Below are 14,452 nucleotides of genomic sequence, written 5' to 3'. Positions count from 1 at the left end.
ACGTGAAAACAGCAACCCAAGACCGCTACACCGAACTGCGGAACAGCCACCGCTGGGAGGTGCCAGAGCTCTACAACATGGCCGTCGACGTCGCCGACCGGCACCCAAGGGAAAAGCGCGCACTCATCCTGGAGTCCGCCGTCGAAGGTCAACGGGAGGTGAGCTGGGGCGAAATCCAGGACCGCTCCCGGCAGATCGCCGCCACCCTCCAACGGGCCGGTATCCAGAAGGGCGACCGTGTAGCTGTCCTGCTGCCGCAGCGTGCCGACACCCCGGCCGCGTACCTCGGCGTGCTGCGAACCGGCGCCATCCTGGTCACCATGTCCTTGCTCTGGGCCGCCGAGCCGATCCGGTTCCGGTTGGAGGACAGCGGCGCGTCGGTGATCATCGCCGAGGAGTCGGCAAAGCACCTTTTCGAGGGTTACGAGGGCACGTTCATCGATATCGACAGCCCGGCCATCAAAGATGCGCCCAAAGAGTTCCAGGACGTCGAGACCAAAGCCGACGACCCCGCCCTCATCTTCTATACCTCGGGCACCACCGGCCGGGCCAAGGGAATCGTCCACGCGCACCGGACGCTCCTCGGCCACAACGAGTTCGAGCACTGCCACCAGATCGGCGACGGCGACGTCTTTTACGGCGCGGGGGACTGGGCGTGGTCACTGGCCAAACTCATGGGCCCGCTTCGGCTTGGCGCCACGCACCTGGTCTTCCGGCCCAGCGGCGGCTTCGACCCCGCAGCCCTGCTGGATAGCATGAGCCGTCACCGCGTCACCAGCGCGCTGGTGAATCCGACGTTCCTACGCAAGATGCGCGAAGACGTTCCCGACGCTGGTACCCGCTTCCCCCTGCACCTGCGGACAGTCTGCTCCTCCAACGAGCCGCTGACGCCGGACCTCATCACCTGGTTCGAAGCGCAATACGGCGTGACACTACTGGACTACTACGGTTCCACCGAGTCGTATCCACTGCTGGGAAATTACCCGGATGTGCCGGTGAAGCCGGGGTCCATGGGCCGTCCACTTCCTGGATGGGAAGTCCGGCTGTTGGACGAGAACGAGAAAGAAGTGGCCGCGGGCGAGACCGGCGAGGTCTGCCTCCGCGCCCGATCCAACCCGCAATTTCCCCTGGGATACTGGAACATGCCGGAGGCGTCCACCACCGCGTTCGGGGGCAACTGGTACCACACGAAGGACCAGGCCTACGCGGACGACGACGGCTACTTCTGGTTCCTGGGGAGGACCGACGACGTCATCAAAACGTCCGGCTACCGCGTTGGACCTTATGAGCTGGAGGCCGTCATTCGCGAACTCGATCCCGTGCGGGATGTGTCCGTCACCGGCGTGCCCGACGAGCTCCGTGGCCAGTCCATCAAGGCATGGATTGAACTCATGCCCGGTCACGCTGGGGGAGCGGACCTGAGCGAAACCATCGTGGCGCATGTGAAGGAGAACTTCTCCCGCTTCGCTTACCCGCGATTCATCGAATACGTCACCGCGCTGCCGAAATCGGCCACCGGAAAAGTCCAGCGGGCCCAGCTCCGCGAACTCCCACACGTTGTAGCCTCTCCCTCCGTTGAAGGACAACAATCATGAATACGATGACCGAGAAAGTTGCTGAAACCGAGTCTTCCCCGCGCCGCAGCCTGAAGCGCGTCGCCGCGGCAGCCGCCGTCGGAAATTTCGTCGAGTGGTTCGACTCCGCGGCTTATGCGGTCATGTCCGTCACCATCGCGAAGCTCTTCTTCCCGGATTACTCCACGACGGCGTCACTCCTGGCCGTGTGGGCGATCTTCGCCGGCGGCTTCATCGCCAGGCCGCTTGGCGCGGCTTTCTTTGGACGTTACGGTGATCGGATTGGCCGCAACAAGATGCTCGGCCTGTGCGTGCTGATCATGAGTGCGGCCACGTTCTGCATCGGTATCCTGCCGACGTTCGCGGTGATCGGTATTTGGGCGCCGATCCTGCTGTTCGTGTTCCGTGCTGTTCAGGGCTTCACCACTGGTGGCGAGTACACAGGTTCATCGGCGTTCATTGTTGAGTATGCCCCGGAAGGAAAACGGGCAACCTACGCCAGCATTATCCCGGCCACCGTTGGCCTGGCTTCAGTTGCCGGTGCGTTGCTGGGAGCCGCGATCACTGCGACGTTGAGCACCGAAGACCTCCAGGCTTGGGGCTGGCGGATTCCCTTCCTGCTGGCTGCACCGTTAGGTCTGATCGGACTATATATCCGGTCCAAGGTGGACGACACTCCGGTGTTCCGTGGCCTGGAGAAGACGGGGGAAGTGGCAAAGCGACCCCTGGGAGACGCCATCCGGATGTGCTCGCGGCAGATCTTTACCCTCTTCGGATACAGCATCACCAATGCCATCGCGTACTACCTGATGAGCAGCTACATGATCGCTTACATGACCTCGAGCCTCGGGTACTCCTCGGCCGAATCGATGATCACGAGTGTGATCACCATGCTGGTGTACACGGCGGTTTGCCCGCTGGCTGCACGCGGCAGTGACCGGTTTGGTCGAAAGAAGATGCTGCTGGTGGCCTGTGTTGGCTTCGTTGTGATGACCATTCCGGCGTTCTCGATCATGCCGCTGGGTCTCGGATTCGCGATCCTCGGGACGAGCGTTCTGGGTGCTTTGGTTGCCGTGATCGGAACCTCCAACGTGCCAGCCCTGGTGGAGATGTTCCCACCGTCGGTACGTTCTTCTGGTTCCGCCATTGGGTACACGCTGGCCTACGTGCTGTTCGGTGGAACGGCTCCGTTCGTTGCTACCGGGTTGGTGGCCGGCACCGGCACACCGTTGGCCCCGGCCTTCTATCTGATGGGCATGGCCTTGGTATCCGCGGTGGTTGTGATTCTGTTCTTCCGTGAGACGAAGGACCTGTCGTTGTCGCGGACCACGGTTCTGTAGGTCTATTGGCCCGGTCCGGCCGCCCAGCCTGATGGCTGGGCGGCCGGAGACGACGAAGGGAGGAGAGCTTTCTGTTCTTTCGGCGTCCTCGCCAACCGGCCGCCCGCTGCGTTTCTGATTGAGCGAAGTCACCACCTAGACAACCCCTAGCTACCACCTAGGGGCACCCAAATCACACCTATTTTCGGGCCATCCACCACCTAGTTTTCCCTTTCCATCCTGTGGCCTTCCATCGCGCCCCTAGTGTCCTTCTCAGAACGAGCCCCGGTCAACTGCCGGCCGCTCCCGGGAAACACGGACAACTTGTGGGGTTTGGAATTGAAGCTGAGCCAGGAACAGAGCACCGCCGCCGCTGCGGATCAGTGGATCACCGGAATCCAGGGCCGCATCCCGGGCCACGTGATCTTCGTGGAGAATCCCGAATATGCCGATTACGCGAAGGCGCCGGCGAGCGAAGGCTCCACCATTCTGGTCCTCAACGGCGACAAGGATGATGAAGGCACCGTAAGGGTTTCAGGATCGTTTGACGCCGCCCGGGAGGAAGTCCTTGTTGACGGATCTCTGAGCCTGGAGATCCAGGATTACCTAGCCATTCCGTTGTCGGCGGCTGGTTCGCGTCCGACCAATGGGTGCAACAGCCGGATGTCATCGTGACCTCCAAAGGACTGACCAACGGAACCAGCGCTTGCGCAGCCCTTCTCATAGCCCAGCGCGTGACCCAACTCTTCGACATCTCCGGGTCCGTCTTTGTCCACGGAGAAACCCAGGCCGGAACCCCGGGAACATGCGCTGCCATCCTCTGCATCGCCGAAATGACAAGGCTTGATCACAACGCGCTGAGCAAACAGGTGGCCGCTGGCATCAACAAGCTCATAGAAGAACCCCAAGGCACCCGCGGCGTAGGTGACTCAACAGGTCGCGGCTGCATGAGGGGAGTCAAACTCAACAGCAGCAACGGTATGCCACTCTCCTCCGCAGGGGTCTTGGCAGTGGTGAGGAGCATCCACGAAGCGGCTGCCTTCGTCCAGCCCGGGCCGGGCCGGATCCAACTCCTGCCGGCACTCACTTACACCGAGGAGAACTTCGCAGAACTCCAAGCAGCAATAAACGCAGGCCTGGCTGGGGCCCATGCTGACGGAGTCTTCCGATGATCGCTGATCACTTGTGGAGGACCCGCTGCGTCATTCTCGACGCCGGTGTGGCGCCCAAGTTCGTCGGCGGACTCACCCGCGGCAGAACGGGTTTGGTGGTGGACAAAGAGCTTACGGAGCACCGGGATGCCCTGGTGGCAGGCGACCTCAAAGGAGTGCCGGTCCTTCAGTTGAACGCTGCTCCGGTCACGGTTGGAACTCTGCGGGAGGTGGGCAGCTTTATTCGCGAGAACGGACTTCAGACGGTTGCGGGACTCGGCGGGGGCTCAGTTCTGGATGCCGTGAAGCTCGCCGCACTCTTCACCGCAGACCCCAGCCTGACCATCTTTGCCGAACGCCATGCCAAGCGTTCCGGCCTGCTCGTTCTGCCTCCCATCACAAACCCCAAGGAGCGTCCCAAAACCATCCTGATGCCGTCCACCGTGGGTACCGGCGCGGAAGTCAGCGCTGTAGCTTGCCTGGACACCGCCGTCGGACGCCGCCTGATTGTCTCGCGACATCTGGCAGGTGACGCGGCAGTGCTCGACGCCGGGCACCTCGCCACCCTGCCCAAGCACTTGGTGTTTGAAGGCCTGCTTGAAGCATTCCTGAGGGTGGCGGGGACCATGATTGGCAGCAAAGAGAACATCTTCGACGACGACGGCTACGTCCTCATCCAGCGGATAGTCCGGTTAGGTCAGAGACTGGCACGCGAGGATTCGCCCATGCTGCGACTGGCTGCGGGGCACCTCAGCATGGAGACACACACTGGATGGGCGCTGATAGCCCGCGACCCCTACGGAGCGAAGCACTGGTACCTGGCCAGCGAGCTCGCATACGTCAGTGGCGCACGGAAGATGACTGCAACGGCCTCGGTGATAGGTCCCGTCTGGGAAGAAATCGTCAAGGGAGCCAGCGGATGGGGCGACACCGGACGTCTTCAGAGGCTCTGGTCCATGGTGGCCGCTGCTGAACCTTCTTTGGACCCGAACCCCGTGCAGGGGATCAAGGAGCTGATGAGGCGCTGGGGCATTACCGGGCTCACGCACATCAGCGATGAAACCCTGACGCAAACCACTGACGCAACCATCCGTAACTGGGGTGGGGCGCTTCCCATGCTCCGGGGAATCGATGCTTTCCAGATTCAGCATGTCCTCAACGCGGCAGCGGCCGGAGAGGACAGCAACGCCAGGACCGTACGCACAAGCCAGGAAAGGAGGAATCAATGATCGCAAACTCGAACCTTCAGCTGTCCATCGAAGAGCTGGAGACCCTCGACCCCCCCGGACAATGCGGCGTGGTACATCCGCGCCGGCGACGTACCATCATCGCCGGAATCGCCGCCACCTAGCCGTTGGACGCCGGTGGTGCACATGACTTGTAGCCGTTCGCGTGTACCCCGGACCTCCACCAAACTCCCGGAGAGCACAAGCAGATGAATAACGAACCTGACAAGACCGCTGATGCCATCCTTCGCATCTTGGGGCACCTGGATCCGCCGGAGGATATGTACAGTGCATCAGGATCCCGTCTGTACGACCGAATCACTGCCAACGACCTCACTGAACTCCCCGAGATCCTCGCCGCGGCGCGCACGACCGCTGGGCCAATTCTGGAACTGGCCGCCGGCTCCGGCCGGATTACCCGCCCGCTCCTTGCCCTCGGGCGTCCGCTGACCGCTGTCGATTCCTCGGTGGAAATGTTGGCGATGCTTAGGAAGAAGACAAAAGACCGCTCCTTCAACCCCCGCAGTGTGCCGGTCGAGTTGGTGGAGGCGGACATGTCCAGCTTCGAGGTAGAAGGCGAATTTGGTTGCGTGGTGCTCGGCGCCAGTTCCATCACCCTCCTTGAGCCGAGCAGACGGCGGGAGTTGTTCCGCAGGGTGGGTGATTCATTGGCACCGGACGGCCGGTTCTTGCTGACAGTACTCAATGCCGATGGTTCGGCGGGCCAGGACCATCACGACGGCGGTTCAACAGTTTCGCCGTTGGGGGACGATTCCTTCCTGATCACGGTGGAAAGCCGGGACATCGCCAACGGCGCACGGCACGTGACCATGATCCACGTGGGCTTCAACGAGGGCGGCACGTACAGATCCTCCGCCTATTCCAGCCGTATCGCCTTTGTCAGCAACAGTCTTATCGAGGAAGAGATCCTTGCCGAAGGCCTCACTATCCTGGAACGCCGTCCCATCAGGATTGCCACCCGTACTCCAGGACTGGACAACATCGAGCTGTGGGTGTGCAGCCAATGACCACTTTGCGATGTAACTGATGGATGGAGGCTGGGGTCACCGAAGCAGCGGGTCTGGCCAACAGTCCAATCATCAATTTAAGGAACAAATAGTGACTTCATCTCGAACCGCGGTGAATCAGTGTGGTCAACGGTTCGGGTGTCATCATGGTGGTCGCCGCAGTTGTCATGTTCTGGCGATATCTTCAGGGACGCAGAGCAGGCCAAAGCGAACAGGGACTCGCTTGCCGCGGAATAGCTGGTCCGCGGCAAGCGAGCCCGTAGTTACTTCCCTGGTTTTACTGGTTTGACCACCATCGCTGACCCGCCACCCCGGCGGTCAGGTTCGGCAGCAGCTGTCAGCGATCCATCCGGATTGAACTCGATGGCCGTGGCCGCGCCGATTTCGGCCGCCGAGGTGAACGCATCGCCAGCCGGAACCAGATCATGCCCCAATGACTTCAAAGCGGGACCGTAAGCATCGATGAAGGCGGGTTCGGAGGTGACCGTGAGGCCATTCCGAGGTGACGTCCGCGGAGCTGCGAGGGCTTCCGAAACGTCCATTCCCAAGTCAATGCGGTTCAGGATGGTTTGCAGCACGGTAGTAATGATGGTTGAACCGCCGGGGGAGCCCAGAGCCAGGAACGGATCGCCATCCTTCAGAACGATGGTCGGCGACATCGAGGACCGGGGACGCTTACCCGGCTGAATCCGGTTGGGATCAGTCTCGCTGTAGACGGTGCTGAAATCGGTCAGCTCGTTGTTCAGCAGGAAGCCACGGCCCGGCACAACGATTCCCGAACCACCGGTCTGCTCGATCGTCAGCGTGTACTCCACCACGTTTCCCCACTTGTCGGCGACAGTCAGGTTCGTTGTGGAGATATTCTCTGTATCCGTTTCATCGGCGAGCGGTGCAACCGCAGGCGGGCAGGCGCCGTCGTAATCTTCCACGTCCCCCGGGGCGACAGGCTTGGTAGCGGCCGCCGTCGGATTGATATTGCAGGAGCGTTCCTTGGCGAAGACATCGTCCAGCAGCTTCTCGGTGGGGACATTCACGAAGGCGGGATCGCCAACGTAGGCGCCACGATCCGCGAATGCCAGGGAGCTCGCTTCAAGGTAATGGTGCAGGGCGTTGACGGGTTCCATTCCCTTGAGGTCGTAGTTCTCCAGAATGTTCAGCGACTCACCGACGGTGGTGCCGCCGCTGCTGGAAGGAGCCATGCCGTAGACCTCGTAGCCGCGGTACTCCACCTTGGTGGGGTCTTGGTTCAGCACCTTGTAGTTAGCCAGGTCCTGTGTGGTCATGAACCCGACGGGAACGGGCAGGTTAGTGTCGCCCGACTTCGGCGGAGTCTTTACCGTGTTGACGATTTCCTCCGCGAGCGGACCGCCGTAAAAAGCGTCGGTGCCCTCCTTGGCGATCAGGCGATACGTCGCCGCAAGGTCGTGGTTCTTGAAGACACTTCCGACGGCGGGAGCGTCACCACCGGGAAGAAACAGATCCTGCGTGGACGTGAACGTATCGAAGCGGAGCTTGTTGTCCAAGGTTTGCTGTCGGAAGGTTTCGTCCACCACGAAGCCGCGGTTGGCTACCTTGATGGCTGGCTTCAATGCCTCACCCAAGTCCAACGTCCCCCAACGCTCCAGGGCCCGCTCCCATGTTGCAGGTGTGCCTGGGACTCCGACGGAGACGCCGCTGGTGACGAGTTCCGGGGTGAAACTGTAGGGTTTCCCGGTGGCGGGGTCGATGAAAGCGTCCGTCGGCATGCCCGCCGGAGCGGTTTCGCGGCCGTCAATGGTGCCCACTTGTTTGGTCTTCGCGTCATAGAAAACGAAATAACCGCCGCCACCGATTCCTGCGCTGTAGGGCTCGGTAACTCCAAGGGTTGCTGCTGCGGCGACGGCGGCGTCGGCGGCATTTCCACCCTTCCTCAGTACTTCGATGGCGGCTGCGGAAGCTTCGGGATCGACGGTGCTCACGGCACCGCCGTAGCCGGTGGCCGTGGCGTTCTTCTCGGTTTCGCGCGGATCGGCGAAGGCCGGACTGGCCACTGCGCCGCTCGTCGCGGTTAGTGCCAAGGCTGCCGTGACAGCAGCCAGTTGACGTCTCACATGTGTCATGGTGTCTCCCAGAGTTGTTCCAGACGATGATGTGGGTGGACGGTCCGGTCACCCTATCGCGGGGTTTGGCGTGGAACAACGGTTGATTCTTGAAGCAGAATCGGCGCAAGGCGGGCCGTCACCACCAACTTTGAGGGGCTGTGGCACCACGACACGCCTCGTAGCCGGCGTGGCGGACCGGAATCGAAATCAATGTAGGTGGTGGCTGCACCGGCGTATCTCAAACAACCAACCGCAGCGGCCGCTGCCCCAACTGCACTGTGATCTCCTGTCCCCAAGAAGCCGTCAGCCGGTCGTCCTCCATGCCGTCGCCGAACACCACCAATTGGTCTGACGCCACGGTTATCCGAAGCAGTTCGCCGGCTTCCAAAACGCCTTCGGTCAACGAAGCACCCGTGACGGGTGAAGGCCAGGCTTCCCGGACGAACCATGCGAGCCGCGGATCGGTGGGCGCCGGCAGGGAGCGTCCGCCGCGCTCCAAGGCGATCGAGGCGCACCAGCCGGTAGCGCCGGTGCCGGTGGAAACGATAAGGCCCGACGACGACTGCCGTTCCACTTGCCCGCCGGGCTGGGTGAAGCTTGGCGCTGTGATGGAGTACTTCGCCGACTGGTGCGAGGCGTGCCCGACGAACACTTCATTGAGCGCGGAAAGCTGCTGACCGTCATCGAGCGTTGCTGTCACTGTGGTGAGGTTCTGGCAGCGCAGGCGCCCAACGTCGGCGGCAGCCAAAAGCGCAGCGGCCGCCGCGGGCGAGTGCCGGACAAGGACGCCGGGGTTCGCGCCCGGCTCGGGGTCGATGCCGATCACCGGCTGGCCGTTCAGATACTTGGCAACGTTCGCCACCAGGCCGTCCTGCCCCACCACGGCGATGATGTCTTCGGCCGTGAGCAGGAAGCGGCTCAGGTCCGCGCGTTCCACTTCAGCCTGCCTCCAATCGGACGGCACTGCCGCCCTAATAGTGGCGAGGGCGGAAGTAAGGCGATCATGCCGCTCCTGCACGTCCTGGATGCTACGACCACGGGTGCGGAGGAAGAACTCGGCCTGCCCCCGTGTGGCGTGCCGGTCCAGGAGTTCCTGGAGTTCGGTGCGGCGGTGGACGATGACGATGCGCGGGGTTGCCATGACGGTCCTTACTTGGTGGCTTCGGCAGTGACGGCGGGTTCCTTGAACAGCCCGGCAAGTGCACCGCTGAGCAGGTCCGGAGTGATGGTGAGGTTCCCGATGTTCGGCAGGCTGCCCGCTGCATCCTTGAGCGCCAAAGCGAGGAGCGTGGCCTGTTCCATATTGCGGTAAACCTCCATGGTTGCGGCCTCGCGGGCTGCGGCTGCTTCGCCAACCAGCCGGATCTGGTTTGCTTCCGCCGCGGCGCCGATGCCCTTTCGTTCAGCAGAGCCTTGGGCCTCAATCAAACCAGCAGCGGCCTTCTCTTCGGCAGCGCGGCGGGCGTTCGCGCCTTCCTGCGCCACCAGGTTCTCCCGGCGGACCGCGAGTTCGATCTGGCTCGCCATCTCGTTTTCGGAAATTGTGCGTTCACGTTCGACGGCGACCGCCCGCCTTTCGTATACCGCCCGGTCCGCTTCGGCTTGGAGCTGCTCACGAACCGGAGTCTGGAGCGCACGTTCAACATCGGATTCGGGCCGCACGGCCAGGACCTGCACTCCGAGGATCTCGATGCCGGTGGACTGCAGCCTGGCATCTGCCCGAAGTGCTTCGGTGAGCACGAGCCGGAGCTGGCTCACTCCGCGTTCCAGTGCCTCGGCGAGTGTGGTGGTGGCGATCTGGTCGATCGCGTGGCTCTGGCACAGCTGTCCGATGATGGTGGAGACCTGCTCGCGCCCGGTTGCCGGCGCGGAGCCAGAGGTCTGGAGCCCGAAGTCGAGCCGGGTTGATACGGCCACAGGATCGATGAAGCGGTAGGTGACATTGGCTTGAACGCTCACGTCCTGGTGGTCGCGGGTAATGGCGTGGAACAGTGTCGGCAGTTCCTGATCGTCTACCGGAACCTCGCTCAGTACGGAGTTCGCAGGACGGAACCAGAATGCCTGGCCCACTCCTTGGTGCCTGACCGCACCCTTTTGCAGGTGCACGACGTAACCGGTGGGGCTGCCGAGGAAGTGGCTGATCCAGGGGTAGCGCTTGATAGTGGCCATGTTGTTCGCCTCTTTCGTTTAGTTATCGTCAACTTGACGATAACTAGAGACTAGGGGGCATATCGCTTTATTGTCAACATGACGATAATTACCTACTATTGCTTCATGCCTGCATCCCATCCGGCGCCCGAGCGCTTCCCGGTGACTGTGGACGTCGTCGCCCTCACGGTGCGCGACGGCGAGCTTCATGTCCTCCTCATCACCCGCCTCATCGAGCCCTTCCGCGGAAGGCTGGCCCTCCCCGGTGGCTTCGTCCTTGCTGGCGAGGACCTGCTCGAAGCGGCGGTTCGGGAGTTGGCTGAGGAGACCGGCGTTGAGCATCTTCCGGGGCATTTGGAGCAGTTGGGGAGTTACGGTCCGAAGGGGCGCGACCCCCGCGGTGACGTCCTCACTGTGGCGCACCTGCTGCTGGCGCCGGACTTTCCCGTGTTATCGGCGGGAAGTGACGCAGAGCAGGCCGCATGGTATCCGGTTCGTGATGTCCTGGACGGGAAACTTGAGCTGGCCTTCGACCACGCGCGGATACTGGACGACGCCCTGGAGCGAGCGAAGTCGAAGCTCGAATATTCGCCCTTGGGCGCGGCTTTCTGCGACGAGGAGTTCACTATTGCTCAACTCCGAAGCGTGTATGAGGCTGTGTGGGGAACCCGCCTGGACGCGCGGAACTTCCACAGAAAAGCCACGGGGACGCCAGGTTTTCTGGAGGACACCGGCCGAATGACAACGGGCGACGCCGGACGGCCGGCTGCGCTGTTCAGGCTCGCCCTCGAGGCGCGCCCGACGCCGGGCCAGCCCACCCGGGCGGTACTCAACCCGCCGCTGATGCGCCCACGAGCTGTTGATCCCCGGTAGCTGGCGGTAGCTGTTGGGCTAGGCGCCGACCGGTTCCTTGGCGGTGACCACGCGATTTACCCGAGCCATGACCTGGTCAGGCTCGCCGTTGGCGTCCACCACAACAAACTCATCGAACTCGGGGAGCGAGCGGTATGCATCCCGGAACGCCCGCAGGTCGGCCACGGTCTCCTGGTCGGTGCCCCGTGCGGTGACCCGCTCGTGGGCGATGGTGGGGTCCGTGTCGAAGTGCAGGTGAAGATCGGAAGCGGGGAGTCTTTTGAGCAGCCATGGGAGCAAACGCCCGCGCTGCAATCCGCTGGCCTGGCGAAGCGCTAGTTGGCAGTACAGGTGGCGGTCCATGACCACCAGCCCGTCGAACTGCCGGGCGCGCGCATGGTTCACCAACACGTTGAACAGGCGAATGCCGGTTTCGATGAAGTCAGCCACCCGGGGCGCCACCTTCCAGCCGTACTGCGCCGAGAGAAGCGACATCCTCCGGCGTGCAGCGTGATTACTGAGCAGCAGGGCACTTCGTCCTTCAGCGCGAGCCGCATCGACCAAGGCGTGGGCCGCCGTCGTTTTTCCTGAACCGTCAATTCCTGTCAGGACTATGAGCATGAGCCCTCCCTTCGTCTTCTGTGGGACTCGTTTTATGTACAACGCGGGGAGTGCTTCAGTTGTGCCTTATGAGGGGTAGATCACATGCGGGCGCTGCTCGCTACGCTGCGCCGTGAACCGGGGTCGCTCCGGGGGTGTGGAGCGACCGGATGCTGATCCCCGTGGTTGAGCGAGTCCCGCGCGGCCTCGAAAAGGGTAATAAGTTTCCTGTCCAAATACTTCGCCCCAGCGGAGTGCGCGCCTATCATGATGCTATGTACGTGCCCCTTACGGGATGTGGTTCCGGTTTGAACCTAATTCTGCGGGGGTACGTAAGCGATATGGAGAGCAATTCTCCGATCGGTGCCCGTTGGCATGGGTGGCGCTTCAGAAATGGAGTACCAGCGGACGCCTTCCTGAATAGACAACCGTTATTGAAGGGATGCGTAGCTCAATGAATACACTTTTGATAATCGCCGGTGTTATAGCGATCATCTTGCTCCTCGTCGGCGGATTCAACCAAGCCCTCAGCTTCCTCCTGTGGGTGGGAATTATCCTGTTGGTGTTGGCCCTTATTGGCTGGGTACTAGGCCGTGGCCGGTCGCGCGTATGACGACTGATCCAAGCGAGGTTGCCGGTTTCGCGCAGGTTCGCGATGGGACAACCACGCCCGGACATCCCATTCCAAGGGATCCCGGGACGCCGGAATTAAGCAACCAGGTACCTGTGGGTGATGCGTCGTCGGAAAGTCCGGAAGACGCCGTCGACGCTGGTCCCAGCGAATCTGCCAACCCGCCCGGACCGGCAGAAGAGAAGGACGAAAAGACTACGGACAAGCGTGGTCTGACAACCGAAACCAACCCTGCGGATTGATCAGGGCAGGCGCGGCCGCGGACGGGAGGCATCCTGGTCCGCGGCCGCGTTTCTTTGGTCTTCGGCGCCTTTGTCAGTATGCTTACTAATAGCTGGGGGTTATCAGTTCAGCGATTGGGGTAGTGATGCGGATTGGGTCGATTGTGGGGCTGTTCGTGGTGGTGTGGCTCATTATTGGGGCCGTGGCGGCAGGTCAGCGCGGGTACTTCACGGCTCCGCCCGCGCAGTGTTCGCAGTTTGCCACCATCGCACTGAATATTGTTGCGGGTCCATTGAATTACACAGGTTTGGATCCCCAAGGTGGCTGTGAAATTCCACAACCGTCTTGACGCGCAAGTGTTTTCAGGGCCGTACGGTAACGCATTCATCCTCAAATTGCTAAGATTGCTGACTAATTTCGTCAGGGCATGGACATGCCACCAGCTGCACTTATAGGTTCGAAGTGTTCCATAAACACGTTCACCGCTTTGGAAAGGACAGGTCTCATGGACAAGCAAAACGCCACACCGGAAGAGGAAGTGGGAGGCTACGGCACTCCTACGGCAGAGCAAGAGGCCGGCGGCGGCCAAGCACAGCCCCGCGTGGAAGAAGACATTGAGGAAGCCGCCCTCGGAGAAGGCACCGGCGCCCCGAACCTTAGCCACTTGGATCCGGAGGACTCCGACAGTTCCGGAGAACCAGGCGCGGGCCGCTTCGGCGGAACTGACGAGCAGTACTTGGCCGAGCAGTCCACCCAGCCGGACGGAAACGACGGCGACCTGCCGGACGGCAGCGGCAACGACCTTCCCCAGGAAGAGTCCCCCAACGACGATGACGAAGAAAGTTTCGACGCCGGCTAAGAGCTTTGGCTGGCGCGCTTTAGACAGGCGCGCCACTGGTTAAGCAGCCAGCTGGCTGGCGCGCCACCAGCATTACCGCATGAGCACCCGAGACACGATCGAAGGAGCAAAACCTATGGCTACGGTAAATAAGTCAATCGAAGTAGATGTACCTGTATCTGTTGCCTACAACCAGTGGACGCAGTTTGAGACCTTTCCTCAGTTCATGAATGGAGTGGAGGCCGTCGAACAGATCGATGAAACGGGGCTTCATTTTTCAACCAACGTGGGTGGTGTGAAGCGGGAATACAACGCCCAGATCATTGAGCAGGTCCCTGATTCCTTGGTCAGTTGGGCAAGCGTGGACGGTCCCCGCAACGGCGGAACGGTGAGCTTCGAGCCACTCGACGCCGGCAGGACCCGGGTCAACGTGGAGATCGTCTGGGAGCCGGATGGCCTCGCGGAAAAGGCTGGCTCCGCCCTTGGCGTGGACAGCATGCGCGTAGGTGCGGACCTGGACAAGTTCAAGAAGTTCATCGAAGCCCAGGGCCATGAAACGGGTGCTTGGCGTGGCACGGTTTCCGGTGGCGATGTTGATGACACCGGTGAAACCTTCGGTAGTGGCGGACTGGCAACGGCTGAGTTCCCGCCCGTCGATCCGGATCTCGCAGCGCCGGCCGCCAATGAAGGACCTGCCGAGCCGCCCCAGCCGCGCGCTCCGGGTCTTTAGCCCGGTGTTTCTCCGGGGCCAGACCCCTAGCGCCAGCCTTTGGGCTGACTCA

Annotated in this window: 16 protein-coding genes; 12 read left to right on the top strand and 4 right to left on the bottom strand. The window is 61.9% G+C overall.

All coding sequences use genetic code 11. The annotated features are described in order from the left end of the window. The first annotated feature begins 2 nt into the window (after positions 1-2). The 7 genes from A477_RS0120395 to mpaM all read left to right on the top strand — a co-directional run bounded on the left by A477_RS0120395 (position 3) and on the right by mpaM (position 6,298). Complete coding sequence (locus tag A477_RS0120395; RefSeq protein WP_017200702.1) at positions 3-1,595, top strand: acetate--CoA ligase; 1,593 nt, start codon at positions 3-5, stop codon at positions 1,593-1,595. Then, on the top strand, positions 1,592-2,914 hold the full coding sequence (locus A477_RS0120390) for an MFS transporter (RefSeq protein WP_017200701.1): 1,323 nt from the start codon (positions 1,592-1,594) through the stop codon (positions 2,912-2,914). The genes A477_RS0120395 and A477_RS0120390 overlap by 4 nt, the downstream gene beginning before the upstream one ends. Positions 2,915-3,232: 318 nt before the next feature. Beyond that, complete coding sequence (locus A477_RS0120385; protein ID WP_237715851.1) at positions 3,233-3,568, top strand: hypothetical protein; 336 nt, start codon at positions 3,233-3,235, stop codon at positions 3,566-3,568. Next, on the top strand, positions 3,565-4,065 hold the full coding sequence (locus A477_RS22625) for a hypothetical protein (protein WP_017200699.1): 501 nt from the start codon (positions 3,565-3,567) through the stop codon (positions 4,063-4,065). Before A477_RS0120385 ends, A477_RS22625 begins: the two co-directional genes overlap by 4 nt. Then, positions 4,062-5,273, top strand: a complete 1,212-nt coding sequence (gene mpaC, locus A477_RS0120375; RefSeq protein ID WP_017200698.1) for a daptide-type RiPP biosynthesis dehydogenase — start codon at positions 4,062-4,064, stop codon at positions 5,271-5,273. The genes A477_RS22625 and mpaC overlap by 4 nt, the downstream gene beginning before the upstream one ends. Then, a complete protein-coding gene (locus tag A477_RS23930; protein ID WP_017200697.1) occupies positions 5,270-5,395 on the top strand; it encodes a hypothetical protein in 126 nt (41 codons plus the stop codon). The genes mpaC and A477_RS23930 overlap by 4 nt, the downstream gene beginning before the upstream one ends. 84 nt (positions 5,396-5,479) lie before the next feature. Further along, positions 5,480-6,298 (top strand): daptide-type RiPP biosynthesis methyltransferase, encoded by an 819-nt coding sequence (gene mpaM, locus A477_RS0120365; protein ID WP_017200696.1) that lies wholly within the window; start codon positions 5,480-5,482, stop codon positions 6,296-6,298. A gap of 263 nt (positions 6,299-6,561) precedes the next feature. On the opposite strand, the gene ggt is transcribed toward mpaM, so the two are convergent. The 3 genes from ggt to A477_RS0120350 form a co-directional block, all read right to left on the bottom strand. Next, positions 6,562-8,397 carry a gamma-glutamyltransferase gene (gene ggt, locus A477_RS0120360; RefSeq protein WP_017200695.1) on the bottom strand — a complete coding sequence of 612 codons (1,836 nt, stop codon included), beginning with the start codon at positions 8,395-8,397 and terminating at the stop codon, positions 6,562-6,564. Positions 8,398-8,617: 220 nt separating this feature from the next. Continuing rightward, a complete protein-coding gene (locus A477_RS0120355; protein ID WP_017200694.1) occupies positions 8,618-9,520 on the bottom strand; it encodes a diacylglycerol kinase catalytic domain-containing protein in 903 nt (300 codons plus the stop codon). 8 nt (positions 9,521-9,528) lie between these two features. Continuing rightward, positions 9,529-10,548, bottom strand: a complete 1,020-nt coding sequence (locus tag A477_RS0120350; RefSeq protein WP_017200693.1) for an SPFH domain-containing protein — start codon at positions 10,546-10,548, stop codon at positions 9,529-9,531. A 78-nt stretch (positions 10,549-10,626) separates the two neighbouring features. On the opposite strand from A477_RS0120350, the gene A477_RS0120345 reads away from it, so the two are divergent. Continuing rightward, entirely contained in the window at positions 10,627-11,400 is a 774-nt protein-coding gene (locus tag A477_RS0120345; RefSeq protein WP_017200692.1) for an NUDIX domain-containing protein, read from the top strand. An 18-nt stretch (positions 11,401-11,418) separates the two neighbouring features. On the opposite strand, the gene A477_RS0120340 is transcribed toward A477_RS0120345, so the two are convergent. Further along, positions 11,419-12,000, bottom strand: coding sequence for a dTMP kinase (locus A477_RS0120340; RefSeq protein ID WP_017200691.1), 582 nt, complete (start codon positions 11,998-12,000; stop codon positions 11,419-11,421). A gap of 433 nt (positions 12,001-12,433) precedes the next feature. Between A477_RS0120340 and A477_RS23570 the strand changes: the two genes are divergently transcribed. From A477_RS23570 to A477_RS0120320, 4 genes are all read left to right on the top strand, one after another. Beyond that, positions 12,434-12,592 (top strand): hypothetical protein, encoded by a 159-nt coding sequence (locus A477_RS23570; protein WP_017200690.1) that lies wholly within the window; start codon positions 12,434-12,436, stop codon positions 12,590-12,592. After that, a complete protein-coding gene (locus tag A477_RS23390; protein ID WP_157367136.1) occupies positions 12,589-12,852 on the top strand; it encodes a hypothetical protein in 264 nt (87 codons plus the stop codon). Before A477_RS23570 ends, A477_RS23390 begins: the two co-directional genes overlap by 4 nt. 407 nt (positions 12,853-13,259) lie before the next feature. Further along, positions 13,260-13,691, top strand: a complete 432-nt coding sequence (locus A477_RS0120325) for a hypothetical protein (RefSeq protein ID WP_044569311.1) — start codon at positions 13,260-13,262, stop codon at positions 13,689-13,691. Between the two features lie 115 nt (positions 13,692-13,806). Beyond that, positions 13,807-14,400: an SRPBCC family protein gene (locus A477_RS0120320; protein WP_017200687.1), complete on the top strand. Its 594-nt coding sequence runs from the start codon at positions 13,807-13,809 to the stop codon at positions 14,398-14,400. Positions 14,401-14,452 lie beyond the last annotated feature (52 nt).

Origin of the sequence: Arthrobacter sp. M2012083 (assembly GCF_000281065.1) — a bacterium.
GTDB lineage: Bacteria > Actinomycetota > Actinomycetes > Actinomycetales > Micrococcaceae > Arthrobacter.
This window is presented reverse-complemented; position numbering and strand designations above follow the sequence as displayed.